Genomic DNA, 25,644 nt, shown 5'->3' on the forward strand with positions numbered 1-25,644 from the left:
TCTAGTTCATTTAAAGGTTAGAATCCACGTCATAATATTCCGCATCATATTCCTTGTCATTGAATGACGCGTCATGTAGATTCAGGGCCATGACCTCACCCACCACCCTCAAAACCTCATCTGAGCCGCCTTTGGTTTCAGCCGTTCACTGGACGCGTGCCCAGTGGCTGCTGCTCATGGTTGTGTGCACCGTCCTGGCTTTGGACGGGCTGGACGTCTCCATGGTCGGCGTTGCCCTGCCGTCCATTGGACAGGAGCTCAACCTTGGAACCGACTCCCTGCAGTGGATCGTTTCCGCCTATGTCCTGGGCTACGGGAGCCTCCTGCTCCTCGGTGGCCGCCTCGCCGATCTGTTGGGCCGGCGTCGAATCTTCCTCATTGCGTTGACCGTATTCGCCGCGGCGTCGCTCCTTGGCGGGCTGGTGGACGACCCTGCCATCCTGATCGCCACGCGGTTCATCAAGGGACTTGCCGCTGCCTTCACGGCACCTACCGGCTTCTCCATCATCACCACCAACTTCGCCGAAGGCCGCGAGCGCAACAAGGCGTTGTCCATCTTCACCACGTTCGGTGCCAGCGGCTTCTCGCTGGGCCTGGTGGTGGGTGGCCTGATGACCAGCCTCAGCTGGCGTTGGACGTTCCTGGTCTCGGTGCCCATCGCCGTCGTCGTTGTCCTCCTGGGCATGAAGTTCATCCCGAAGGACAAGCCATCGGCGGAGAACAGCGGACACGATATTTGGGGCGCCGTCACTCTCGCGCTGGGCATGCTCGGCCTTGTATACACCTTGGTTTCAGCACCGGAGCAGGGCTGGGGATCTGTGGCAACAATCGCCGGATTCGCAGTTTCCATCGCCGTGCTGGCAGCCTTCGCGGTGATCGAGAACAAGGTCAAACATCCGCTGATCCGCTTCAGCATCCTCAAGGAAGGTTGGGTAGCCCGAGCCAATCTCAGCGCCGTGGGGCTGTTCGGCTCCTATCTCAGCTTCCAGTTCATCGTCACCATGTACCTGCAATCCGTGCTGGGCTGGACGCCGCTGGGAATGGCACTGGCTCTGCTTCCGGCAGGACTGTTGGTGGCCACGAGTGCGCCGTTTGCCGACCGGCTCATTGAGAAGTTCGGGGCCACGCAACTAATTCTGACCGGGCTCACTGCGCTGGGATTGGGCTACGTCTTGTTCCTCAGGGTTGGCACCACTCCGAACTACGTGTTGGATATCCTGCCGTCCGTGGTCCTGCTGGGCATCGGCTTTGCGCTGGCGTTCCCGTCCATCAACGTCCAAGCGACGGCCGGGATCAAGGATTCCGAGCAGGGGCTGGCTGCTGGATTGATCCAGACCAGTACCCAAGTGGGAGCCGCCTTGGTTTTGGCGGTCACCACGGCGCTGGTCAGCGGACATGGCCAGGCCGCCGGAACCGTCAGCGCCCAAGCCATGCTGGAACAGTACCGTCCGGGCCTTATCCTGAGTGCCGCCGTCGCCATCGCCGCCCTCTTGGTTGCGGCAGCACCGCCCAAGCGCCGCGTCCGCTCCTAACCTCCGCGTTTTCCCCTGTACACAGCCGCAATTGCGAGGTCTCATGGGACCTATGAGGAACTACCTCACGGAGTACAGGCACGAACTGCAGCGCACGTTCACAGGAACGTCGGGCACGCCTCCGGAGTGGGTGCCGCGCCTCGCGGAAGGGAACGACGCCGGATATCACCTTCCGGGGTCGGCAGTCTGGGCTGTGCACGGCCATGTGGCCACCATCGTTGCCGGGATCAGGGTGCTGTTGATGCAGGCCCTGCATCCCGGTGCGCTGGCAGGGGTTTACGAGCACTCCGGTTTCCAGAAAGACCCACTCGGACGGTTGGCTAATACGGTCCGATGGATTTTCACTGTGACCTACGGTTCCACGGAGGCAGCCGAAGCTGCGACCGCCCGAGTACGGAAGATCCACGAGCGCGTCCGGGGAACGTATGTGGACGGCAACGGAGTTTTTCGCGAGTACGCCGCCAACGATCCCGAACTCCTCCGTTGGGTCCACATCACCTACGCGGACTCCTTCATTACCGCCAACCGCATCTGGGGCCGGCCCATCCCAGGTGGGCCCGACGCCTACGTTCGCGAATGGGCAGCGGCAGGGCGGCTCATGGGAGTGGAGGACCCGCCGCTGACCGAGGACCAGGTCCGCGAAGAACTTGAGCAGTGGTACGCCTCCGGGATACTCCGGGCTGATGAGCGCTTGGCCGAGACGGTATCGTTCATTCGCTATCCACCCCTGAGCCCGCTCCTCAAACCCGGTTACACCATCCTGTTCGCGGCCGCCGTCGCAAGCCTTGAGCCCAAATACCGCGAGATGCTGGGTATTCGTCGTGCCGGGATTGGTCCGGTTCCCCTGCCCGTCATCACCGCTGCCCGGGCTGTCCTGGGCATGGTCCGGTTTGCCTTGGGTTCCCACGGGCCAAGTGAGCAGGCCGCCCGGCGTAGGTTGCAGAGGCTCGGCTACGCGGCTTGAGGTGCGCCCCACCCCCGCCGAGGAGTGAGATCTCACCTCTTTCGCACCCTCAAAACGCCGAAAGCTCACCCCTCGGCGCAATCCCCTGTTGAGTGGGCTTCGCCGAGGGGTTAGCTCTCAACCCTTACGCGTGCTTATTCAGCCGAGAGCTCACCCCTCGGCGCATGCCCTTGTTACGCCCCTTAGATCAGGTGATCCGACAGGTGGTTCGGCGTACCGAAGCGGTGGGCCGTGATGGACACAGCCTGCTCGCGGAGGAACGGGAGCATCTCGATGCGGCCGGCCTGGGTCACAGCACCGTGGTAGACCGCGACGTCCGGACGGCCACCCATTGCTGCGCTCAGTGCGGCGAAGTCGCCACCGATCAGGCGGATCCGGCCGGCGTCGAAGTTGGCCGCACGGGCCATCCACGCGGCGTCGTCCTCAATCCGCACGCTGACGCCCAGGTTCGCGAACACGGTCACCACCGCGTCGGGAAGCACGACGGCGGAGCTCACCTTGAGCGCCGAACCCGCCACTGCACCGGCTGCTACGACACGGAGCAGCTCAGCGAGTCGCTCACCTTCGGAAAGCCGGATGGTGACCGGGAGGGAACGGTAGCGGAAGACGTTGCGCTCTGCAGACAGTGCGGAGACGTCCTTGCAGGTGCCGAACTCGGCTTCCCAGGCCGCTGCGTCACTGAAGAGTGACTGCTGCAGGGTCTGCAGTTCCTCAGCGGACACGTCCGCTGACTTTGCGGCGGAGAGAATCTGCGCTGCAGCGCCTTGAAGCACGGTGCCGCGCTTGGCCTTGGCCTCGTCGGGGAGCCAGCTGCCCAAGCCGATCAGGTAGTTCGGTCCGCCGGCCTTGGTTCCGGCACCGACGGCCGACTTCTTCCAGCCACCGAACGGCTGGCGCTGGACGATCGCGCCCGTGATGCCACGGTTGACGTACAGGTTTCCGGCCTGGATGGTGTCCAACCAGACGCCCATTTCGGCGGAGTCCAGGGAGTGCAGGCCTGCGGTGAGGCCGTACTCGATCTCGTTCTGGATAGCGATGGCTTCCTCGAGGGTTTCAGCTGTCATGACACCCAGCACCGGGCCGAAGAACTCGGTGAGGTGGAAATAGGAGCCACGCTTGACGCCCGAGCGGATGCCCGGGGACCACAAGCGGCCGGTCTCGTCCAGGCGCTCGGGCTTGACGGCCCAGGTTTCGCCGTCGCCCAGTGTGGTGAGGGCGTTCAGGAGCTTGCCGTTGGCCGGTTCGATGATCGGCCCCATCTGCGTGGTGGCGTTGTCCGGGTAGCCCACCGTCAGGGAACGTGCGGCGTCGATCAGCTGGTTGTGGAAGCGGGCGCTCTTGGCCACCGAGCCCACCAGGATTACCAGCGACGCAGCCGAGCACTTCTGGCCGGCGTGGCCGAACGCCGAGTACACAACGTCCTTTGCAGCGAGGTCCAGGTCAGCACTGGGGGTGACGATGATGGCGTTCTTACCGGACGTCTCCGCGAGCAGCGGCAGGTCCTGGCGGAAGCTACGGAACAGCTCGGCGGTTTCATAGCCGCCGGTGAGGATCACGCGGTCGACGCTTGGGTGCGAGACCAGACGGGTGCCAAGCTCACGTTCTTCGAGCTGCACCAGCGCCAACACTTCGCGCGGCACGCCGGCTTCCCACAGGGCTTCCACCATCACGGAACCGGAGCGGCGGGCCTGCTTTGCAGGCTTGATCACGACGGCGGAGCCTGAGGCGAGCGCTGCGAGAGTGGATCCTGCGGGGATCGCCACCGGGAAGTTCCATGGCGGGGTCACCACGGTGAGGTTGGCTGGGACGAACGTGGCGCCGTCCACCGTTTCCAGGTCCTTGGCACGCTCGGCGTAGTAGTGCGCAAAGTCGATTGCTTCGCTGACCTCGGGGTCGCCTTGGTCGATGGTCTTGCCCGTTTCGGACGCCATGACTTCCAGCAGCTCGGCCCGGCGGGCTTCGAGGGCCTCGCCGGCACGGTGCAGGATGGCTGCGCGCTCCGCCGCGGGACGGGCACCCCAGGCCTTGCCGTGGTCCACCGCAGTGGCGATGATGCGGTCCAGTTCAGCGGCGTCGGAGACCTTGGTGGCATCGACGGTCTTGTTGCCGGCGGTGGAACCGGGAATGCGACTGAGGATGTCGCGGCCCCAGGCACGGTTGGCCGGGAGCGCCGGGTCCGTGTCGGGGGTGTTGCTGAAGCCCTCAAGCGGGGCAGGCCCTGCCGGGAGGCGGCGGTCCTGCTTGCGGTTGGGGCCCGGAACTTCGGCCGTCATGCCGGCCAAGGAGTCCAGGAAGCGTTGCTGCTCGCGCTTGAAGAGGGCTTCGTTTTCACTGAGTTCGAAGACCGCGCTCATAAAGTTTTCCTGGCTCGCACCTTCTTCGAGGCGGCGGATCAGGTACGCAATGGCGACGTCGAACTCACCCGGGTGGACCACCGGTGTGTAGAGAAGCAGGCTGCCGACGTCCTTGCGGACCGCGGTGGCTTGGCCGGTTGCCATGCCCAGAAGCATTTCGAACTCGATACCCTTCGTCACACCCCGCTGCTTGGCGAGCAACCAGGCGAAAGCGACGTCAAAGAGGTTGTGGCCTGCGACGCCGATGCGGACCGCGTCAATGCGCTCCGGGGTGAGGGCGTAGTTGATGACGTTCTTGTAGCTGGTATCAGAGTCCTGCTTGGTGCCCCAGGTGGCCAGCGGCCAGTCATGCAGGGAGGCTTCAACCTGCTCCATGGGAAGGTTGGCACCCTTGACCACACGGACCTTGACGGGGGCACCACCCTGGGCACGGCGGGCGGCAGCCCATTCCTGGAGTTCCTGCATGGCGCCAAGGGCGTCCGGGAGGTAGGCCTGGAGGACGATTCCGGCCTCAAGGTTTCTGAACTCGGGCATGTCCAGGATGCGCTTGAACACCGCAATGGTCATGCTGAGGTCCTTGTATTCCTCCATGTCCAGGTTGATGAACTTGGGCTTGGGGAATGAAGCAGCAAGGCGGTAGAGCGGGGTGAGCTTCTCCACCACGTGGTCGACGGCTTCGTCGAAGGCCCACGGGGAGTGCGGTGCAACGGTGGAGGACTCCTTGATGGAAACGTAGTCCACGTCATCACGGGCAAGGAGCTTCAGCGTGCCTTCCAGGCGACGCTGGGCTTCGTGTTCACCCAGGACCGCTTCGCCCAGGAGGTTCACGTTGAGGTGTACCCCGTCCTGGCGGATCTTGGCAATGGCCGGGCCGAGCTTGGCGTCGGTGGCGTCCACAATGAGGTGGCCCACCATTTCGCGGAGCACCCGGCGGGCGATCGGGATGACCACCTGCGGGACGATCGGAGCCATGACGCCACCTACGCGTACAGCGCTGCGCATGTACCACGGGAGGAACTTGGGCACCTTCGGGGCGAGCTCGGCGAGCTTGCGGCCGGCGACCGACAGGTCCTCGGGGCGGATGACGCCGTCGACGAATCCGACAGTGAAGTCAAGGCCGTTCGGGTCCTTCAGGACGCCGGCGAGGCGCTGCGCGGATACATCCACGGGGATCTTGCCGGCTTCGGTAAGCCAGTGGCGGACCAAGGCGATGGCTTCCTGGGCCAAAGCATCGAACTGCCCGGAATCCTGGGTGCGCGGGGCGGTGGCATCCGGGAGGGTGCTGGTCATGGGGGCTCCTTCTGAGGCGGAGAAGTTTGTTTGTTTCCATCAGTATGGATCTACAATCACGTTAGGAAAAGCGATCTTTTCTGACGAATATTGATTACCCATCCCGAACCTTTGGAGGCTGCCTTGCTGGATGTCCGCAGGCTGCGTTTGCTGCACGAATTGAAGATCCGCGGAACCCTTGCCGAGGTTGCCGACGCGATGCAGTACAGCCCTTCATCGGTTTCCCAGCAGCTGACGTTGCTGGAGAAAGAAGCAGGGGTGGAACTGCTGCGCAAAGCGGGGCGCCGCGTACAACTGACACCTCAGGCAGAAATACTCGTGGCCCACACCGCTGCCCTGCTGGAAACCTTGGAGCGCGCGGAGACCGAACTCGCAGCTTCGCTGTCCATGGTCACCGGCACGGTCCGGCTCGCAGTGTTTCAATCCGCCGCGTTGGCGCTCCTTCCGGATTTCCTCAGCATCATGCGCCAGGAGTATCCCGAGGTCCGCGTGGAGATGACCCAGCGTGAGCCCGAGACCGCACTCTACGAAACCTGGGCGCGCGACTTCGATCTCGTGGTGGCAGAGCAATACCCAGGCCACGCCGCCCCGCATCACAGCGGCCTGGACCGTGTGATCCTCACCAGCGATGCCATCCGCCTGGCCACTCCCCCGGTGGGATTGGGCGGCGAAACTGTTTCTTCGCTTGCGGACACCGCCTCAATGCCGTGGGTCATGGAGCCCCGGGGGGCCGCCTCCAGGCATTGGGCTGAGCAGGCGTGCCGTTCGGCGGGGTTCGAGCCCGACGTACGTTACGAAACGGCCGACCTCCAAGCACAGATCCGGCTCATCGAATCCGGAAACGCCGTGGCGCTCATGCCGGACCTGGTGTGGACGGGGAGAACCCGCACCGTCCAACTCCTGGACCTCCCGGGCCTTCCGAAGCGAACCGTGTTCACGTCCACCAGGACCGCCGGCCGCATCCACCCTGCAACCGCAGCCTGTCGTGAAGTGCTGGAGCGGGTTGCTGCGGCACAACAGCAGGATGCCGAGCAGCAGGCTGACGCCGGCTAATCTGACTGGGCTGGCCAGCTGGCCGGCTGGCGACACGCAAATTCGTGCGCGCCCAGGATCAGGGCCCATGACACGCGGATTTGAGTGTCCCCTGCCCGGCTCCATGGCGAGGCCAAACATGGGTGTCCCGGGTTTGTGGTCGAGGGAACGCAAAAGGCCCCAGTCCGAGGACTGGGGCCAAACGCGGAGAATGGGGGATTTGAACCCCCGAGGGCGTTAACCCAACACGCGTTCCAGGCGTGCGCCATAGGCCGCTAGGCGAATTCTCCTTGCTTCCGATTCGAAAGCAGATACTACTGTACCTGAGAATTTCGGCATCGTGTAATCGGGCTGAATCACCATCCGCGGAAGGGTTCGAAGATAAGCCCGTTAACGGAAAAATGGACGCCCCCAACGCGCCCATTCTTGCGGTATCACCGTTGAGCTGCCGGGTCCGGCCCCTCGCTCCCAGGCCCCGCAGCTCACAACCTTGAGATTGCCCCAATCGGTGTACATACCCATGGTCCGCTGCGGTCCCTCGTTTTGCAATGGTTGAGACCTGTTTGTAGCCGAAGTTTATTGACAGGATGTCCTTATGGCTCAGCTGCATGCCCTGGTTCTCTACGTTCCTGAGACGCATATCGAGGAGGTCCTCCTGGCCATAGGCGACGCAGGCGCCGGGCGAATCGGCGACTATTCCCACTGCGCCTTTACTTCGCCAGGCACTGGCCGCTTCACGCCGCTGCTTGGAGCGCGCCCCTTTATTGGTGAGGTGGGGATCGAGGAGCAGGTGCCCGAAACCCGGGTTGAGTGCGTTGTTCAGGAGGACATGCTCGACGGCGTCGTGCAGGCTTTGCGCGCGGCGCACCCTTATGAGGAGCCGGCTTTCATAACGTGGCCGGTGAATGGCTGGCGGTGACGGGGAGCAGGTCAGGCAAAGATGGGCATTCGCCCGGCAGCCAATTCTCCATTGATCATTGCGATCTCGTCGGCGGACAACAGCCTTGCATCCCCGCTAACGGCATGGCTCGAGACTGTTGCCCAGTTGACGACGTCCGACCAGCACCACAGTGAGACTCCCGCCTGAATGGCTGGACGAGGGAATGGAAAGGCCGCTTGCCGCTGGCCAGCAATCCAGTGAGCCACAGCCTGTCGCGTCGTTCCCAGCCGCTCGGCAATCTCACCCCTCGTGACATAGTCGAAATCAACGGCTTGAACCACTCCACCGAGATGACGAATCTGGTCAACAATCCGATGGGCGGCCTCCGTGCCGCTTTCGGCATCCTGCAGGACAGTCACATAGGGCACTCCAGCGAAGCGAGACACGATCGCATCAAGCTGTTCCGCGAGTAGGTCTTCAACCGGCTCGGGAAGTTCCCCCAACCGGAGACGCACTTCGAAGGGCTGCTCGGTTTTCATGGTCTTAGAATATTCCAAAGTGTTGACAAGTGACAACAGCTACCGCCGCCCTCTGAGTAATTCATGCTGACCCGGGCACCGACGTGCGTCGCGCAGAAGGATCTTGGCTCGCTGGGTCGAATTCCTGGGAGTGCCGTCCACTCTCAACTGCGCACCGTTAGATCCACAGGGGCAGTACATGTAGAACTTGTGCCCCTGCCGCCTCAGCCTCCATCCGGAGACCGCCAGGACACGAACCACAGCGAGCACGTCCTTGTGAATCACGCCGGACACATCTTTGGGGTCCACCCACTCCCCACTACCCATCCCGCACCATAGCCACACCTTTCCGACGAACCTCTCCTGCAGTACGAGGTCTACCAGCCAGCCCCGACAAAATGAGAAGGCCAGCCAACCGCCGTCGAGCCTTATCCACAGCCCTTCCAGCCGATTCGAACCGCAACCCAAGTTCGGGTAAGCTTGTCGACGGCCCCTCATGTGGCGTCATCCTGTTGAACTCCCCCAGGACCGGAAGGTAGCAAGGGTAGATGGGCTCTGGCGGGTGCATGAGGGGTCACTTACTTTAACTGTCAGTCCCTATAGGTAGGTTTCACTTGTGACTGTTACAACTGCCCTGTATCGAAGGTATCGCCCGGACTCTTTCGCGGACGTTATCGGGCAGGAACACGTCACGGAGCCGCTGATGACGGCGCTCCGCAAGAACCGCGTGAACCACGCCTACCTCTTCTCCGGCCCCCGCGGTTGCGGCAAGACCACGTCCGCGCGCATCCTTGCCCGCTGCCTCAATTGCGCCGAAGGCCCCACTGATACTCCCTGCGGCAAATGCCCCAGCTGCGTCGAACTCGCTCGCGGCGGCTCCGGCTCGCTGGATGTCATCGAGATCGACGCCGCCAGCCACGGTGGCGTGGACGACGCCCGCGATCTCCGCGAGCGCGCAACCTTCGCCCCGGTCCGCGACCGCTACAAGATCTTTATCATTGACGAGGCCCACATGGTCACGTCCGCCGGCTTCAACGCGCTCCTCAAAATCGTTGAAGAGCCGCCGGAACACATCAAGTTCATCTTCGCTACCACCGAGCCGGACAAGGTCATCGGGACCATCCGGTCCCGTACTCACCACTACCCCTTCAGGCTGGTGCCGCCCGAGCCCCTGATGCAGTATCTCGAGCTCCTTTGCCAGCAGGAGAACGTTCCCGTGGCTCCCGGCGTGCTCTCGCTCGTCATCCGCGCAGGTGGCGGTTCCGTTCGCGACACCTTGTCCGTCCTGGACCAGCTCATGGCCGGCGCCGGTCCCAATGGCCTGGATTATGAGCTCGCTGTTGCGCTGCTCGGCTACACGCATGCTTCGTTGCTGGACGACATCGTGGATGCCGTTGCTGCGGCAGATGCTGCCACTGTGTTCCGTGCCGTGGACCGCGTCATCCAGACCGGGCACGACCCCCGCCGTTTTGTCGAAGATCTCTTGGAACGATTCCGCGACCTCATCATCGTCCAGGCGATGCCCGAGAGCGCGCAGGCCATTCTTCGTGGCATGCCAGCCGACCAGATCGCCCGGATGCGCAATCAGGCAACCAACTTGGGCGCGGCGGAACTGTCCCGAGCCGCAGATGTCACCAACACGGCGCTCACTGAGATGACCGGTGCTACGTCGCCGCGCCTTCACCTTGAACTGCTGTGCGCACGCATCCTCCTGCCCAGCGCCGAGCAGACCGAACGTGGCATCGCTGCCCGCATCGACCGCGTGGAACGTCGCCTGAATTACACCGGCGACGACGGCGCCCCGGCTGTGGCTGCTGCCCCACCGGTTCCTACGGCTACTACGCCGATCGCACCTGCAGTGCCGGCACAGGCGGAAACTCCGGCTGCCCCGGCTGTCCCGGCGACACCCGCCGTTTCCCGGCAAGCCCCTGCTGCAGCATCTGCCGCGCCCGAGCAGTCCGCGTCCGCTCCGGAGCCGTCCCCTGCACATCCGTCCACAGACGCTGGTTCGCGGGATGCCATCACAGCACCTCGAGTGTCCACCAACGATTGGCCCGTCGAAGACCGTCAGGCTGCGGGCCGCTCGCAGCAAGCTGCCCCATCCCAAGCAGCCCAGTCTCAGCCACAGCCAACGCCCGCACCGCAACAGGCACCCGCCTCAGCTCCTCAGCCTGCTGCTGCTCCGGTTCCCGCTCCCGGAGGCACCGGCGATGTGGAAGCATTGCGCCGAGCTTGGCCGGATGTCCTGCAGACGCTGACCAAGATCAAGCGCAGCACTTGGGCGCTGGTTGAACCGAATGCCCAAGTGGCCCAGTTTGATGGCCAGGTGCTGACTCTGGCTTTCACAACTGGTGGCCTCGCGGGTGCGTTCGGCCGTGCGGATCACTCAGAGAACCTTCGGCAGGCGATCCACAAGACCATCGGCATCGACTGCCAGATCGTCGCCGTGGCTGGCGGCAACAGCTCAGCGAGCTCTGAGCCAAACCCAAAAGCACCTACTAGCCGGGAAGCTCCGGCTGCTGCATCACCCATGGGCGCCCCGGCGTCGGCCGGTGGTGTATCCCCGAAGGCAACAGCCACAGGTGTCACGTCAGCGCCTGCGGAAACAGCACCAACACCGGCGCCGGTGTCAGCTGTCGACTCCGCTTGGGGTCTCGCGCCGGCTGCCGCACCTGTAGCTTCCCCCGCTCCTGCACCGGCTGCCGCACCAGTAGCTTCCCCCGCTCCTGCGCCGGTACCGACACCAGCCGCCTCAACTCCGGCCGCTCCCGCGGGGCCAGAGCCTTCCGGCGACTACTCGCACCCCGACGACGATTGGGGTCCGCCGCTCGACGAGGACGCCCCGCCGCTGGATGAAGAGCCTCCGGCGGATTGGGAGCCACCGGCTGGCTACGGCCACACGAGCTCCCAACCGGCTGCCTCAGCGTCGGCACCAGCAACACCGGCCAAGACCTCCACAACCGCGCCCCCGGCCGCAGCCGCAACGGCACCCGCTTCGAGCACCACTGCGTCCGAGGATCCGTGGTCGCGCGCAGTCGAGCAGGCGCCGGGAACCTGGGTTGTAGGTACGGAGTCCAACGTGGGCAAGAAACCCGCGCAGGACATCGAAGAAAGCGCGCCCGCAACTAACACCCCGGACTACGAACCGGCCGCGGCGCAAGCACCGGCGCCGGCAACGGCGTCCGGAACCTACGGTCACCCCACCAATGCCGAGGAGAACCCGAGCTCCAGCTGGGACGTCGCACCGGCGTCGAGCTGGCCCGCAGCGCAATCCATGCCTGCCCCGGCAACCAGCAACGCCCCGGCGGCCTGGCCGTCGTTGGCGACTCAACCCGAGGAAGCGCACGGCTCCGTTGCGACGCTCGAGGAGGCTGCGCCGTCGGGCAGTCCAACTGGCCGCCAAAGCCTGTATCAGCGCTTAACGAACAGCCCCGAAGCCCAAGCGGGCCGTGTCCAGGCGCCGGTGAGGACCCAGTCGAAGCCGGAGTCAGTGGCGGAGGACATTCCCAGCCCGGAAGACGAAACCATCGAGGAGTCCCGGGTATTTGGGCGCGCCGCGGTGGAGCGTATTCTGGGCGGGAAGCTGATTGAAGAGCGCGCCTTGGACGGTTCTCCCCTACAACCCCGCTGACTCCAGCATTGATTTCAACCTAACGAGGACATTGTGTACGAAGGTGCAGTTCAAGAGCTGATTGATGAGCTCGGCCGGCTTCCCGGGGTGGGTCCCAAATCAGCGCAGCGCCTGGCATTCCACATCCTTGAGGCGGACCCCGAGGACATGAAGCGCCTGGTCACGGCCATCACCACGGTGAAGGAACGCGTGAAGTTCTGCAGTGTGTGCTTCAACGTGACCGAGCAGGAAACGTGCAATATTTGCCGCGACCAGCGCCGTGACCCGTCGGTCATTTGCGTCGTTGAGGAGTCCAAGGACGTCCTGGCCGTCGAGCGTACGCGGTCCTTCCGCGGCCGCTATCACGTGCTGGGCGGTGCCATTAATCCCATCGCGGGTATCGGCCCTGAGCAGTTGCGCATCCGTGAGCTCCTCACACGCCTCAATGACGGCGCCATCCAGGAAATCATCATCGCCACGGACCCCAACCTCGAGGGTGAGGCTACGGCTACGTACCTTGCCCGCATGCTCAAGTCGATCGGAATCACCGTAACGCGACTGGCGTCGGGCCTGCCTGTGGGTGGAGACCTTGAATACGCCGATGAGGTCACGTTGGGACGCGCGTTCGAGGGCCGGCGAAACGCCTTGCTGTAATCTCGCAATCACAACATCAGCCGCGATGGGGGTCCTGTGCGAGAACTTGTCTACTACGTTGCCGTAAGCCTGGATGGTTACATTGCCGGCCCCGGAGGCGAGTTCGATGCCTTCCCAGTCGAAGGCGACCACATGGCTGCACAGAATCAGCGCTTCCCTGACGCCATTCCTACCGTGATCGCGGACGCCATGGGCATCCAACGGACCGGGACAATGTTCGACACCGTGGTGATGGGTTGGAATACCTACGCGGTGGGCCTTCCGGCGGGCATGACCAGCCCGTACCAGCACCTCGAACAAGTAGTGTTTTCCCGGACGCGTACCGAGGCGGACATCCCGGGCGAGCACCCGAATTTGACGCTTACCGATGAAAGCCCCGTAGACGTTGTGCGCCGGTTGAAGTCACAGCCGGGGAAGGCGATTTGGCTCTGTGGCGGCGGGCAACTCGCAACGCAGCTGGCCGGTGAAATCGACCGGCTTGTGCTCAAACGCAGCCCGCTGCTCTTTGGTGACGGGATCCCGCTCTTCGCGCCCGGGACCTACCAGCCCAGCGCCTTCAGCGAGTTGTCCACGACGGCCTTCGGCTCAGGCGTCGTAATTTCCGAGTACGTGCGCCAGCCGGTCACCCGGGCCTCGAACTAGCCGCCGCCCGCCGGGCGGCCTGCCAGCGTCCCGCAACCAGCACCAGCGCGGCCAGCAGCCCCTGCAGTGCCAAACCGGTCAGAGCGACGGGGATCGAAGGCGCAAGGCCAGCACTTGATTCCCCGCCGAGGCACGGGACTTCGCGTGAGGGACCGTCGGCAGACCATTGCAGTCCGGATAACATCCATCCAACCGGGTTGTCCGCTGCTGCTAGTTCAGCGCCCACGCTTCCCAGGAGCAGGACAGGGTTGGACGTGGCCAGCCAGGCAATCCGATCCGTGTGCGCCACCTCAACGGGACGAAGGCTGCCTACGCATTCGTACGCTATAACTCTTCCGGACTCGTCGCGCTCGACGTTGACGGGCACCGACACCTGGACTGTTCCCGCGGTCGCGGGAATCAGCAGGAGCGTGACCACCACGTTGCCAATGCACAAGAAAGCCACCAGTACCACAGCCAAAGCCGCACCAGGAGCTGCCTTGGCGAAGCATCTCCGCGAACCGACACCGATCAGTCCAAACAGCGCTACTTCAAGAACAATGACGACGACGGCGGCACCGGCCAGCGCCATTGGCCCGCCGAACCTGAGGCCCACCAGGAGCAAAGCACCGCATCCCGTCGCAGCCAACGCCACGCCCCTCATGGCTCCTGACAGCAGCAGAACAGGGATGCTTCCCTTCGAATTCCGGAAGCCCCAAGCAGCACCCAGCATGGCAGCTGCCAGTGCGAGGAATGGCGCCATCAGCAGATACACGGCGCCCGCAACCTCGGTCTCGAACCAGCCGTTGGCCTCTCCCCAAATAATGAGTGCGGCGGCCATCCCCCACGCGAGCGCAATCCCCAGTGCGCAAGCCAACCAGAACCACCAAGATGTGAAAGATTTCCGGGTGTTCCGCCACGCCTCGTCAACAGCAGTTGCGACGTGGGCACCGGGATGGGTTCGCGAATACGAACCAGTCCGCGGAGCTTCATCCATCCGCCCTTGATCATCGATTATCCCGCCGCCGATAACCTCATATTCGGGCTCATTCCATCCCGGGACCGAACCGCCAGGATGGTCAGGAACGTCGGCCATCGCCTCTCGCTAACATCATCATGAGTTGGATGGTACGCCGGGCAAGCCACCACCGATACGCCGAGACTTCAAGGCGAGATCCCAGCTGATCGTGCCACCATGGCTCATGGTCTCCAGCAACAGCATTTTTCGGCGCCCCCATCCCATCAAACCGGGCCCCGGTCAGGAATCGGTGTGGGACTACCCACGTCCGCCGAGGATCGAAGCACGTTCGGATCGGATTGTGGTGCGGCTTGGCGGTCAGGTGATCGTGGATACCACAGACGCTATGCGAGTCCTGGAGACAAGTCATCCGCCTGTCTACTACCTGCCGTTGGATGCCTTCCGGAGTGGTGTGCTGGTCCCTGTTGGGGGCACCACTTTCTGCGAGTTCAAGGGAGAAGCAAGCTATTTCGACGTCGTAGCCGGCGGCGTCGCCGTATCCCGTGGCGGATGGACCTACACCACACCAGCCCGGGGGTTCGAGGCCCTCAGCAGCCGGGCTGCCCTGTACCCGGAGCATATGGATTCCTGCGAGATCGACGGCGAGCAGGTGGCCTTCCAGGAAGGAAACTTCTACGGCGGCTGGATCACACGGCAGATCGTCGGCCCGTTCAAGGGTGGCCCGGGCACAGCCGGGTGGTAGTGGCGCGTGGCCGCCATGTGGTCACAATTCCTACCAGCCCTGCACGCGGCGATAAACTGGGCAAATAAGCTACGCAGGCGTGCTCCAATTTGGATCCAGCATGCCGCGTTCGAACCCTATTGATGCAGTGAGGGTGCGCGCATGACTATGCCCACTACCGAAGTGAAAATCGAAGAGCTCTCCAACGAGGCTGCCATTACCAAGCAGCTGATCGTTCAAAAGTTCGGCGGTTCCTCGGTTGCCGATGCTGATGGCATCAAGCGGGTCGCTCAGCGCGTCGTGGATGCGCAGAAGGCCGGCAACGAGGTTGTGGTTGTTGTCTCCGCAATGGGCGACACCACGGACGAACTCCTGGATCTCGCAAGCCAGGTCACGGACTCCGCCCCCGCCCGCGAAATGGACATGCTTTTGTCCGCAGGCGAGCGAATTTCCATGGCCCTGCTCGCCATGGCCATTAACAAGTTCGGCGCTTCCGCACAGTCCTTCACCGGTTCCCAAGCCGGCATGATTACCGACGGCATCCACGGCAAGGCCCGCATTATCGACGTCGATCCCCACCGGATCCGCACCGCCCTGGACAAGGGACATATCGCGATCGTGGCAGGCTTCCAGGGCATGAGCCGCAGCACTAACGAGATCACCACCTTGGGCCGCGGTGGCTCAGACACTACCGCTGTTGCCTTGGCCGCCGCTCTGGAGGCTGACGTCTGCGAAATTTACACAGACGTGGACGGCATCTACACGGCTGATCCCCGCGTTGTGGGCTCCGCGCAGAAGATCGACCGTATCTCCAGCGAAGAAATGCTGGAATTGGCCGCGTCCGGTGCCAAGATCCTGCACTTGCGGTGCGTGGAATACGCGCGCCGTTTCGGTGTGCCCCTGCACGTCCGCTCGTCATTTAGCCAGAACGAAGGCACCTGGGTCATCCCGGGCGCCGACGAAAAGTTCACGATTCAAGAGGGAGTTGCCTTGGAGCAGCCAATCATCTCCGGCGTTGCACACGACCGGTCCGAAGCCAAGGTCACCGTTGTAGGCGTACCGGACATCCCCGGCAAGGCTGCGGCGATCTTCCAGGTGATCGCAGACGCGCACTCGAACATCGACATGATCGTCCAGAACGTTTCCACCCACGGCACCGGCCGCACGGACATTTCGTTCACCCTGCCCATCGTCGAAGGCGCGGACGCCCTTGCGGCCCTGCGTGCAGCCGAGGGCCAGATCGGCTTCGAGAGCATCGAATACAACGAGCACGTAGGCAAGCTCTCCCTCATTGGCGCCGGCATGCGTTCGCACCCCGGCGTTTCGGCAACGTTCTTCAAGGCCCTCTCCGACGCCGGCATCAACATCGACATGATTTCCACCTCGGAAATCCGCATCTCCGTTGTCACCAGCGCTGACGCCCTGGACGACGCGGTACGCGCCATCCACAATGCGTTCGAGCTCGACGGCGACGCTGAGGCCACCGTCTACGGCGGCACCGGCCGCTAGGGTCACTCCGGGCGACGCCCCAAGTAAGTAGCAGATAAGGCCGTTCTGAGAGCTCAGAACGGCCTTATCTGCTACCTAGTTGGGTGAGCTGGCGCCAGGAGGACTTCCACCAGTTGGGTCAGCCCCTCTGCCATATCCACGGATTTGTCGTAGAGCCACTGCAACTGCAAACCATCGAAGGCAGCCACCACCAGCCTCGCGAGTGCTTCGGGCCCGACGTCGGTCCGTACCTCGCCTGCCTTCTGTCGCCGCTCGATGTCCACGGCGACGTCCCGCACTACGGTCTCGTAGCGGTCCTTGAAGTAGGCGTGCGAGGCATGCCCGGGATCGTTGGCCGTGGCGGAGGCCACCGCGTAAAGCGTGGTCAGGCCGGGCTCGTTGCGGTTCCGCTCAGCGATGCCGGGCATCAGGCTCAAGCCCACCTCGGACTCGCCACCACCTGCGAGTGACCGGCGATCCCTTTCCGCCAGGACTGCAGTCAGTAGTTCCTGCTTGCCCTTGAAATAGTGGAACAGGGTGGCTTCCTTGACGCCCACCAGCTCGGCGACGCGCTTGAGGGCAGTGCCTTCAAAGCCCTCCGTGGCGAAAACGTCAGTAGCTGTCTGGATGATTTGTTCGCGGCGTTCGGCGCCCTTGGCATACTGGCCGCGGGCCCTGGGTGGTGACATCCGTTCAGTCTATTTGAAGGTTCAAAAATCGAGTATCACCGACTTTTTTGCTGAAAACCTAGTCATACTAGATTTTTGTCGCTAGAGTCTTCCTTCGAGACCCAACGGTGGGTCGCCCGTTCATCAGGAGGCAATGTGGCCCTCAATCTCAATCAGCAAGTAGCAGGCGCGGAAACCGCCAACTCCGAAACCGAAGCACCCCAGGCTGCGTCCCGCGCCTACGTCATCGGCATGCCCATCGCGAGCGCCGGCCTCTGGATGGCCGTCCTGGCCCCCGCACTGGTAGTCCTGGCCATCAAGATTTCGGAGATCACCACTCCGGATACACGCGCCGGAGCACTCAGCCTCGTGGCAGGTGTTGGAGCAGCCGTCGCTTTGCTCGCCAATCCGTTCTTTGGCCGACTCAGCGACCGCACCACGTCCCGGTTCGGCATGCGCAAACCGTGGATTGTCGGCGGATCACTCCTCGGACTTGCAGCACTCTTCCTGCTGGGTTCGGCCACGGACGTCGGAGTGGTTCTGATTGCCTGGGTTGTAGCACAGCTGGGCTTCAACGCCGCCCTGGCCGCCTTGGTTGCAACCCTTCCCGACCAAGCCGCCCCAACGGAGCGCGGACGCCTATCCGGCCTCATCGGCATGACGTTGCCCATTGGCCTGGTGGCAGCCGCTTTTTTCGCGCAGATGTTCGAAACCGCCTTGCAGATGGCGGTAGTCCCGGGGATCGTCGGCACGGCGATAGCCATTGCCTTTGCCTTCACCTTCAAGGACCGCGTCCTCACGGAGAAACCGGCACCGCTGAACTTCAAGGAGATCCTGGGTTCCTTCTACTTCAACCCCAAGGATTACCCGGGCCTGGGCTGGGCTTGGGTCACCAAATTCCTGGTCTACGTGGGCTACTGTGCCGGCCTTCTCTACCTGCCGTACTTCTTCACGGACCACCTTCGCGTCGCCGAAACGCAGGTCACCAGCTTGGTGTTCCAAGCAACCCTGGTGAGCTCAGCCGGCACTGTGATCACCAGCCTTGCAGGTGGCTGGATCAGCGACCGCCTTGGCAAGCGTAAGAGCATGGTCATCATCTCCGCCCTGATCATGATGGGCGGCTTGGTGGTCATCGCTACCAGCACCAACACCGGTCAGGTGCTGGTGGGCCAAGGGATCCTGGGCTTGGGCCTTGGCGTCTTCAGCGCCGTGGACGTAGCCCTCATCACTGACCTGCTACCCAGCGACCAGTCAGAGAATGCCAAAACCTTCGGTGTCTTCAACATCGCCCAAGCCCTCCCCCAATCCCTGGTGCCTGCTATCGCCTTCCCAGTCATCGCCTTGGGTGGCTACCCCGCCCTGTTCCTCGGTGGTGCCGTTGTCGGCATCATCGGAGCCATCCTCGTCACACGTATCAAAGGAGTCAAGTAAATGAATCCCACCCTGTCAACCGCCGTTACGGCCCCACAAGCAGGAGCTAAGGATGCGGAAGCAAGGATCGTCGAACTGGCCCGGAGCCTGACGCTTGAGCAGCAGGTCCAACTGCTGACCGGCGCGGACGTTTGGTCCACGCATGCCATCCCGGAGATCGGCCTGTCCCGCGTGGTCATGTCCGACGGTCCGGCCGGGGTTCGCGGTGAAGACTTTGATGAGCGACACGACTCAGTCTCCTTGCCGTCGTCGTCGGCTTTGTCCGCGACGTGGAGCGTCGAAACGGCGCGCCGGTACGGGCAGGTCCTGGGCCAAGAAGCCCGCCGCAAGGGCGTCCACGCCGTCCTGGGCCCCACCATCAACCTGCACCGCTCCCCGCTGGGCGGCCGCCACTTCGAGTGCATGAGCGAGGACCCGCGGCTCACCGCAACCATGGCCGCCGGGTATGTTGCCGGCGTCCAGTCCATGGGCGTTGGCGCGACCCCCAAGCACTATCTTGCCAACGAAGCCGAAACCGAGCGTTTCACCGCGGACTCCGTGGTGGACGAACGCCCCCTCCGTGAGCTCTACCTGGCAGCCTTCGAGGACGCCATCACCGAGGCCCGTGCCTGGCTGGTGATGAGCTCATACAACTCCATCAACGGCACAACCGCCAGCGAGAACAAGCTCCTTGAAACGCCACTGTCCACCGAATGGGGCTTCGACGGCGTCGTCGTTTCCGACTGGACGGGCGTCCGCTCGGTGCAAGCCGCCAACGCCCACCAGGACTTGGAAATGCCGGGTCCGGCAGGCCACTGGGGACCCAAGCTGCTGGCTGCAGTCAACGATGGCCGCGTGAGCAAGGACGCGATCCTGGAGAAGGTCACCCGGATCCTGCGCTTGGCCGCCCGCGTGGGTTCGCTGGAAGGTTTCGAACCCGCAGTGACCCAGCTCCCCACAGAACTGAACGGGGCCGCCGTCGCGCGTGAAGTTGCAGTCCGCGGCGCGGTGCTGGTCCGCAACAACGGCATCCTTCCGCTGGACGCCAGGGCGCTGAGCCGTGTGGCTGTGATCGGCCACAACGCCGACGAAGCCCGCACCCAGGGCGGCGGCAGCGCCACCGTTATGCCCAAGTACACCGTCTCGCCCCTGGAGGGCCTGCGAAAGGCACTGCCCGACGACGTTACCGTCACCTACGCGCGTGGCGCCAAAGTAGCCGAGGGCATCCAGCCGTTCCCCCGCGCGTCGCTCCATAATCCCGTCTCCAATGTCCCCGGAATCCGCGTGACCTTCCTGGCGGAAGATGGCACGGAAATCTCCGGCGAAGACCGCCTGGCCTCGCATCTGATCTGGTTTGGCATCGGAATTCCCGACGGCGCAGCCTCCATCCGCATGGAAACGGACTGGAGAGCCGAAACAGAAGGCGTCCACCACCTTGGCATTGGCACCGTAGGCCGCATCCGTTTCTCCCTGGATGGAGAGGAAGCCTTCAACAGCGAACTTGAGGACGACACCGAAGTTCTGGGTGCTGCCCTGTTCGATCCTCCCAAGACCGTCCACGCCATCCACACCGCCGCCGGGCAGACTGTGCGGGTTGAGGCCGAATACCAACTGCCCAAAGAGCAGATCATTCCGTTCACGGCCATCCTGCTGGGTGAGGAGACGGTGGTCGCGGACCCGCAAGCTGAAATTGACGCCGCAATGGAAGCTGCCCGGAACTCCGACGTAGCAGTGGTGGTTGTGGGCACCAACGCCGCCATCGAATCCGAAGGCTTCGACCGCAAGGACCTTAACCTGCCCGGCTACCAAGACCAGCTCGTGGAAGCTGTAGCCGCGGCCAACCCCCGCACAGTGGTTGTGGTGAACTCCGGGTCGCCGGTCCTCATGCCGTGGCTCAACAAGGTAAGCGCAGTACTGCTGGGCTGGTTCGGCGGCCAGGAATTCGGCAACGCGATCGCCGACATCCTGCTCGGCGCGGAAGAACCCGGCGGACGCCTCCCCACCACCTGGCCCGCAGCTCTGGAAGACGTTCCTGTCCTGAACACCGCACCCGTTGACGGCAAGGTGGTCTACTCCGAGGGAATCCACATCGGCTACCGCGCGTGGCTCAAGCAGGAAGCCGAAGGCGGCGCCGCCCCCGCACTCCCGTTCGGTTATGGGCTTGGCTACACGACGTTCGAACTCGGCACCGCCCACGCGCCGCAGGTGGTCGCCGTCGGCAACGATGTTGTGGTGCACGTACCAGTACGCAACGCCGGCACACGCACGGGGCGGGAAGTAGTCCAGGTCTACTTGGACCGCACCGATTCCGCCGTGGAGCGGCCCGTTCGCTGGCTCGCCGGCTACGCCGGGACACACCTTGCCCCCAACGGAACCGAGAGCGTGGAAATACGCATCCCCGCCAAGGCGTTTGCATATTACGACGGCGGCTGGCAGTTTGAGCAGGGCAGGTTCCGCCTGTTGGTGGGTCGCCACTCAGCGGACGACTTTCAAGCCCTGGAGATCGAAGTCCGGTAATCACATGGAACTTCGGTAATATATGAGCGAAATCACGCTGGGTGGAGGGTTATTTTGCCCTTTCCCCACGTGGTTTTCGCCACAAGCCGGAGAACTGGGGTATGGTATGGAATTTTCGTGGCATGCTGTACGTTGCATACCCGGTAACCCCCTAACACGAAGAGGCATTAAAAAGTGGCAGCCGATTACGACGAACTCCGCACCGATGTAAAAGAGAACCAGGAGCAGTCCCTCCAGGCTCTCCAGTCCGCCAGCGCTCCCACGGCCAAGAGTGTCGTGCTTGAACTGGACGAAACCGATGGCCTCGACGCCAACGGCCCCGGCGGCGAAATCGTCGCTGAAGAACTGGTCATCCAGGTCATTCCGCAGGCGAACGACGAGTTCACTTGTCACTCCTGCTTCCTGGTTCGCCACCGCTCGCAGATCGCACGCGAAAAAGATGGCGTCGCCTACTGCACCGACTGCGAAGGCTAATACGGTCTAACACCCCGGCGGACTTAACATCGTCAGGGAGTGCCGCCGTCGGGATTAAATTGCGGAAGGACCGGAGCAAACGCTCCGGTCCTTCCGCAGTTAAAGCTAGTGGCCGCCTCCTGGCCCTCCAACTGCCTTCTTGCGGCGGTGATTGGCAATTCTGAGTTGGAGGATTCTGGCCCCGCCCGCAAGGGCAACGAGGACTCCGCCGCCCACAGCCGCTATGAAGAGCGTGGTCCCGAGCGCGAGCGTCCCCTCCAGCCCGAAGAACCGGACGGTGATCATGTCCTGGTTTTGGACGAAGAATACGATCAGCATTACCAGAACCACCAAGCCGACAGCCACCGCCACCCACAAAGCGGCGGTGCGGGTTGGCCTGTCGTGGCCCGAAGCAGGCGGGATCGCTCGTTCCTGTCGCTCCGAGCTACCCGGCTCCGAGCTACCCGGCTCCGGGCGCGCCGGACCACCCGGAATCCTCGCTGCATCTTCTTGGAAACTCATTGACGGCCCCCTCTGTAGACCAGCATTTACCGTACTACCCACATGATAAGCATGCTGATTAGTTGCACAACAGTGGCACGGTGAGCCAACCAAGGTCAAGGTGCCAAGCCGGTCGACGTAAGGAAGGACCGGAGTTCGCGGTCCGGCCCTTCGTATCTCACATGCCGTTAGAGGCTGTAGTCGGTGGTGGTGGGCCCGGGATCATTGTTACGGACCGCATAGTGATGACCTTCAGAGTCGGTCTCGACGTCGAAGTTCCTCAGATCCGCCTCGGAAGCGGTCTCGAAATCATCGTGTTTGTGCACCACGGGGCTGTCCGTATCACCGTGGGTTGCCGGTCCAAAAACGGACTGCAGCCGCTCGGTCACGTGGACGAAGCCTTCCATTCTGCGTCCCATGTTTTCCACCTCCTTTCTTGCCGGAGAGAGAAAAGCGGCAGGGCTGGTGCGTGCCGTTCAGTGAGGCCTATCTTACGCCTGAAATCCCCCGGCGAGGTGGGCTTACCGCAGCGACTTGTCCTCCGGGTTGCGGGGCACTACGTACGTGCTGCCGTCAGGCCGGCGGAGGGTTTCCCACTGTTGGGTCTCAGCCTGGCGCTGCGCGAGCAGCTTCCGGTTGGCGTCGGTCATCTCGTGATCGAGGGAGCTGCTGTGAGCAGGCCCGAAAATGACACGGAACTTCCCTGTCGCGCGCATGAATTTCCGTGTGAAGGATTCCTTGGCCACGCGGATCGACTCCTCTTTTAGGCGGTTCAATAAGTCCATAGTACGCTAATCATTAGTGCACTAACTAATTGGCAACCGTGCGCTAATAGATCAGGCAGCAAGCACAGGAGGCAGCCATGACAGCCCTTGACGAGACCACCCGGGAGACCGACGATCTCCTTCTGGAACGCCAACTATGCTTCGCCCTGACCGTGGCTTCGCGAAGTGTAGTTGGCGTCTACAAGCCTGTGCTGGAGCGGCTCGGGCTCACCCATCCTCAATACCTGGTGATGCTTGCCCTCTGGGAACGAAGCCCGCGGACACTGAAGGACATCAGTGACAGCCTCCTCCATGAGCCCGCCACCCTCTCCCCGCTGCTTAGGCGCCTCGAGGAAGCCGAGTTGATCACCCGCGAGCGCGTGCCCGGCAATGAACGGGCACTTGCGGTCAAGCTGACGGACAAAGGTGCCGCCCTCCGGGAGCAGGCCACCGCCGTTCCGGGCCAGATCCGCGAGCGCCTGCAACTCACCCGCGAAGAAGTAGCAGAACTTCACCAGGCCATGACCGGGCTGATCGCCGCCACTCAACGCAACAGCTAGCAAACCGGCCAAACCCGTCAGCGCAACTCCCTAGCCAAGCCCAGAGCCTCAATGGTGTCCTTGAAGCGAGCACCAAAAGTGCCACGTAAAATGGATGCAACCTAGGAGACTCAATGCGCATGCGATTTGTTCGGCCCTTACTGGCAGTACTGGTTGTCGCCGGCCTCGCCGCATGCTCAGGCAACCCCACCCCGGGTTCCACAGGCAGCGAAAGCCAGGCGCCGTCGTCGGCCACTTCAAGCAGCAGCCCCAGCAAAACCGCAACTCCCAGCGCGTCACCAGCCACCGGCGCAGGCAATGCCGAACTTTCCATCACACTCGTTGAAACTCCGGAGTCCGCTCCCCAGGCTTTCACGCTCGTCTGCACGAATGGCGTGCCCGCCGCCGAGAGCAGCCACCCGTCGGCAGCCGAGGCCTGCACTTCACTCAAGAACGGCCCCTCCCTGCTGAGCCCCGCCCCGATGCGAACGGACCAGGCCTGCACCATGCAGTACGGGGGCCCGGCAACGGCCAAGGTGACCGGTTCAGTGGACGGCAAGGAAGTCAGCGCTTCCTTCAGCCGAACGGACGGCTGCCAGATCGCCCTATGGGACGCCGCGAAGAGCGTCCTCGGATCAGATGGCGGCCTCTAAGCTTCGGCACCTCCCCCAAGAGCAATGGCTCGGGCTGGAGGCAGCCCACCATGCACGCGTCGCGCGTTACGCAGATCCGTATCTGGCGCGTCGTTCAGCCGGTAAGAAGCACCCCGTGGAGGACTTCCTTTTCACCTACTACACGCAGAAGCCGGGCCAGTTGCAGCGTTGGCATCCCGGCGATGGCGTGGTCCTCAGCGGCGAGCGCGCCTTGGAGCGCATCACCTGGAAGTTCTACAGAGGGCTCGACGACGCCGAACTCACCTCTGTGGGGCTGGCTCCGCGAACGCCTGCGGTCACCTTTGAGCGGCCCGGCTTCCTTGCTGACCGCGCCGAAGCTGTCCGCTTCGCGGGAATCATCCTCGCGGGCACGGCCAAGCGACCGGCGCAGTTCGGATGCTTTGGCCTGCACGAATGGGCCATGGTGTATCGGCAGGAAAAGTTTGAGTTGCGGCATGAGTACCTGAAGCTGAGGCTTGGCGGCGAGGGCACGGATGCAGTTGTTGAAGAGAACCGCATCCGCTGCTCGCACTTTGACGCCTTCCGCTTCTACACACCTGATGCCACCTCGCTGAATGAACTTACGCCCACCCGCGAGAACCAGCGCACCATGGAGCAGCCGGGTTGCCTGCACGCCAACATGGACCTCTATAAGTGGGCTTATAAGCTAACGCCTGCCCTACCGAGCGAGCTGGTGATGGACTGCTTCGAGTTGTCGTGGCGGATCCGCGCGATGGACATGCAGGCGTCTCCCTACGATCTTCAAGAATGGGGCTACCCGCCCATCAGGATTGAGACACCGCAGGGCAAGGCCGAGTACGTTGAATACCAGCGGGCTTTCGCGGCCGAATCCCAGGAGCTGCGGGCCCGCGTGCTCCAGGCAGTAGGGCCGCTCTTGGATGAGCTGAGCGGTTTGGCTGCCTGAGCACCCGCCGCCACCAGCGAAAGGTAACCATGGTTTCCGCAGATAATAGCCACGCAGACGAGACAGGCACTGAAAACAGCGGCACAGATAAGAGCGGGTACGACGTCGATCTGACGGTCACGCTGACGGAGGCACCTGGCGCTGAAAGCCGGATCTTCCACCTCCGGTCCGCGGCAGGCATCCTTTCGCCTGACCCTGACTCGCTGGAATCGAACTTGCCTGATGCAACTGCGGCGCTGGCCGCCGTCGAGCAGTTTGGTGAGGAAGTCTTCTTTCCCGAACCGCGGCCGGACCGGATCTGCACGCAGCAGTACGGCGGCCCACAGGTAGCTGTGGTCACGGGGTGGTTCCGGGGACGCGAAGTCCACAGCCAGTTCAGTAGGACTGATGGTTGCGAGATTGCACGCTGGAAGACCCTGGCCGCGTTGCTGGGCAATACCGGTGGCTCAAGTGGCGCCGTGTAAGTCCGGCCCGTGACACCCAAACCGGCTCACGACACGCAAACGGACTGAGGACACCTGGGTTCAGGTGTCCTCAGCCCGTTTCTGTGGCACGCATGAATTTGCGCGTC

General features: G+C 63.2%; 23 protein-coding genes, 1 tRNA gene and 1 other RNA gene. 17 read left to right on the top strand and 8 right to left on the bottom strand.

Annotated features, from left to right (window positions below):
* Positions 1–89 precede the first annotated feature (89 nt).
* Together RIF72_RS12925 and RIF72_RS12930 are read left to right on the top strand one after the other, a co-directional pair.
* Positions 90–1,532 (top strand): MFS transporter, encoded by a 1,443-nt coding sequence (locus RIF72_RS12925; protein WP_309075283.1) that lies wholly within the window; start codon positions 90–92, stop codon positions 1,530–1,532.
* A 43-nt stretch (positions 1,533–1,575) separates the two neighbouring features.
* Complete coding sequence (locus tag RIF72_RS12930) at positions 1,576–2,496, top strand: oxygenase MpaB family protein (RefSeq protein ID WP_309075284.1); 921 nt, start codon at positions 1,576–1,578, stop codon at positions 2,494–2,496.
* A gap of 182 nt (positions 2,497–2,678) precedes the next feature.
* Here the strand turns inward: RIF72_RS12930 and RIF72_RS12935 are convergent, their stop codons facing one another.
* Positions 2,679–6,140 carry a bifunctional proline dehydrogenase/L-glutamate gamma-semialdehyde dehydrogenase gene (locus RIF72_RS12935; RefSeq protein ID WP_309075285.1) on the bottom strand — a complete coding sequence of 1,154 codons (3,462 nt, stop codon included), beginning with the start codon at positions 6,138–6,140 and terminating at the stop codon, positions 2,679–2,681.
* Positions 6,141–6,263: 123 nt separating this feature from the next.
* Between RIF72_RS12935 and RIF72_RS12940 the strand changes: the two genes are divergently transcribed.
* A complete protein-coding gene (locus tag RIF72_RS12940) occupies positions 6,264–7,193 on the top strand; it encodes a LysR family transcriptional regulator (RefSeq protein ID WP_309075334.1) in 930 nt (309 codons plus the stop codon).
* A 184-nt stretch (positions 7,194–7,377) separates the two neighbouring features.
* Here RIF72_RS12940 and RIF72_RS12945 read toward each other — a convergent pair.
* Positions 7,378–7,462: transfer RNA gene (locus tag RIF72_RS12945), tRNA-Ser, on the bottom strand.
* Positions 7,463–7,767: 305 nt separating this feature from the next.
* Here RIF72_RS12945 and RIF72_RS12950 point away from each other — a divergent pair.
* On the top strand, positions 7,768–8,091 hold the full coding sequence (locus tag RIF72_RS12950) for a hypothetical protein (RefSeq protein ID WP_309075286.1): 324 nt from the start codon (positions 7,768–7,770) through the stop codon (positions 8,089–8,091).
* An 11-nt stretch (positions 8,092–8,102) separates the two neighbouring features.
* Here RIF72_RS12950 and RIF72_RS12955 read toward each other — a convergent pair whose 3' ends face one another.
* On the bottom strand, positions 8,103–8,591 hold the full coding sequence (locus RIF72_RS12955) for a hypothetical protein (protein WP_309075287.1): 489 nt from the start codon (positions 8,589–8,591) through the stop codon (positions 8,103–8,105).
* Positions 8,592–9,055: 464 nt separating this feature from the next.
* Here RIF72_RS12955 and ffs point away from each other — a divergent pair.
* The 4 genes from ffs to RIF72_RS12975 all read left to right on the top strand — a co-directional run bounded on the left by ffs (position 9,056) and on the right by RIF72_RS12975 (position 13,476).
* An RNA gene (ffs, locus tag RIF72_RS12960) (signal recognition particle sRNA small type) lies at positions 9,056–9,152 on the top strand.
* Positions 9,153–9,186: 34 nt separating this feature from the next.
* The gene (locus RIF72_RS12965; RefSeq protein WP_309075288.1) at positions 9,187–12,201 is read left to right on the top strand and encodes a DNA polymerase III subunit gamma and tau; all 3,015 of its coding nucleotides are present in this window, start codon (positions 9,187–9,189) and stop codon (positions 12,199–12,201) included.
* Positions 12,202–12,234: 33 nt separating this feature from the next.
* Complete coding sequence (recR, locus tag RIF72_RS12970) at positions 12,235–12,834, top strand: recombination mediator RecR (protein ID WP_017198356.1); 600 nt, start codon at positions 12,235–12,237, stop codon at positions 12,832–12,834.
* Positions 12,835–12,870: 36 nt separating this feature from the next.
* Entirely contained in the window at positions 12,871–13,476 is a 606-nt protein-coding gene (locus RIF72_RS12975) for a dihydrofolate reductase family protein (RefSeq protein ID WP_309075289.1), read from the top strand.
* On the opposite strand, the gene RIF72_RS12980 is transcribed toward RIF72_RS12975, so the two are convergent.
* Positions 13,457–14,551: a hypothetical protein gene (locus tag RIF72_RS12980; protein WP_309075290.1), complete on the bottom strand. Its 1,095-nt coding sequence runs from the start codon at positions 14,549–14,551 to the stop codon at positions 13,457–13,459. The genes RIF72_RS12975 and RIF72_RS12980 overlap by 20 nt on opposite strands.
* Before the next feature lie 106 nt (positions 14,552–14,657).
* On the opposite strand from RIF72_RS12980, the gene RIF72_RS12985 reads away from it, so the two are divergent.
* Both RIF72_RS12985 and RIF72_RS12990 read left to right on the top strand, forming a co-directional pair.
* Entirely contained in the window at positions 14,658–15,176 is a 519-nt protein-coding gene (locus RIF72_RS12985) for a DUF427 domain-containing protein (protein ID WP_309075291.1), read from the top strand.
* A gap of 141 nt (positions 15,177–15,317) precedes the next feature.
* On the top strand, positions 15,318–16,664 hold the full coding sequence (locus RIF72_RS12990; RefSeq protein ID WP_309075292.1) for an aspartate kinase: 1,347 nt from the start codon (positions 15,318–15,320) through the stop codon (positions 16,662–16,664).
* A gap of 71 nt (positions 16,665–16,735) precedes the next feature.
* On the opposite strand, the gene RIF72_RS12995 is transcribed toward RIF72_RS12990, so the two are convergent.
* Positions 16,736–17,332 carry a TetR/AcrR family transcriptional regulator gene (locus tag RIF72_RS12995; protein WP_309075293.1) on the bottom strand — a complete coding sequence of 199 codons (597 nt, stop codon included), beginning with the start codon at positions 17,330–17,332 and terminating at the stop codon, positions 16,736–16,738.
* A gap of 135 nt (positions 17,333–17,467) precedes the next feature.
* On the opposite strand from RIF72_RS12995, the gene RIF72_RS13000 reads away from it, so the two are divergent.
* From RIF72_RS13000 to RIF72_RS13010, 3 genes are all read left to right on the top strand, one after another.
* Positions 17,468–18,742 carry an MFS transporter gene (locus RIF72_RS13000; protein WP_309075294.1) on the top strand — a complete coding sequence of 425 codons (1,275 nt, stop codon included), beginning with the start codon at positions 17,468–17,470 and terminating at the stop codon, positions 18,740–18,742.
* Entirely contained in the window at positions 18,743–21,238 is a 2,496-nt protein-coding gene (locus RIF72_RS13005) for a glycoside hydrolase family 3 C-terminal domain-containing protein (protein WP_309075295.1), read from the top strand.
* Between the two features lie 174 nt (positions 21,239–21,412).
* Positions 21,413–21,712 (top strand): DUF4193 domain-containing protein, encoded by a 300-nt coding sequence (locus tag RIF72_RS13010; RefSeq protein ID WP_011773410.1) that lies wholly within the window; start codon positions 21,413–21,415, stop codon positions 21,710–21,712.
* 105 nt (positions 21,713–21,817) lie between these two features.
* Here RIF72_RS13010 and RIF72_RS13015 read toward each other — a convergent pair whose 3' ends face one another.
* From RIF72_RS13015 to RIF72_RS13025, 3 genes are all read right to left on the bottom strand, one after another.
* Positions 21,818–22,213, bottom strand: a complete 396-nt coding sequence (locus RIF72_RS13015) for a LapA family protein (RefSeq protein WP_309075296.1) — start codon at positions 22,211–22,213, stop codon at positions 21,818–21,820.
* A gap of 167 nt (positions 22,214–22,380) precedes the next feature.
* Positions 22,381–22,611 (bottom strand): hypothetical protein, encoded by a 231-nt coding sequence (locus RIF72_RS13020; protein ID WP_309075297.1) that lies wholly within the window; start codon positions 22,609–22,611, stop codon positions 22,381–22,383.
* Positions 22,612–22,713: 102 nt separating this feature from the next.
* Positions 22,714–22,938, bottom strand: coding sequence for a hypothetical protein (locus RIF72_RS13025; protein WP_375164226.1), 225 nt, complete (start codon positions 22,936–22,938; stop codon positions 22,714–22,716).
* Positions 22,939–23,054: 116 nt separating this feature from the next.
* On the opposite strand from RIF72_RS13025, the gene RIF72_RS13030 reads away from it, so the two are divergent.
* The 4 genes from RIF72_RS13030 to RIF72_RS13045 all read left to right on the top strand — a co-directional run bounded on the left by RIF72_RS13030 (position 23,055) and on the right by RIF72_RS13045 (position 25,537).
* Entirely contained in the window at positions 23,055–23,516 is a 462-nt protein-coding gene (locus RIF72_RS13030) for a MarR family transcriptional regulator (protein WP_309075299.1), read from the top strand.
* 113 nt (positions 23,517–23,629) lie between these two features.
* Complete coding sequence (locus RIF72_RS13035; protein WP_309075300.1) at positions 23,630–24,148, top strand: SSI family serine proteinase inhibitor; 519 nt, start codon at positions 23,630–23,632, stop codon at positions 24,146–24,148.
* Complete coding sequence (locus RIF72_RS13040) at positions 24,135–25,073, top strand: 3-methyladenine DNA glycosylase (protein WP_309075301.1); 939 nt, start codon at positions 24,135–24,137, stop codon at positions 25,071–25,073. The genes RIF72_RS13035 and RIF72_RS13040 overlap by 14 nt, the downstream gene beginning before the upstream one ends.
* 29 nt (positions 25,074–25,102) lie before the next feature.
* Positions 25,103–25,537 (top strand): serine protease inhibitor, encoded by a 435-nt coding sequence (locus RIF72_RS13045; RefSeq protein ID WP_309075302.1) that lies wholly within the window; start codon positions 25,103–25,105, stop codon positions 25,535–25,537.
* Positions 25,538–25,644: the final 107 nt, after the last annotated feature.

It is taken from the genome of Paenarthrobacter sp. (assembly GCF_031180005.1).
Taxonomy (GTDB): Bacteria; Actinomycetota; Actinomycetes; order Actinomycetales; family Micrococcaceae; genus Arthrobacter.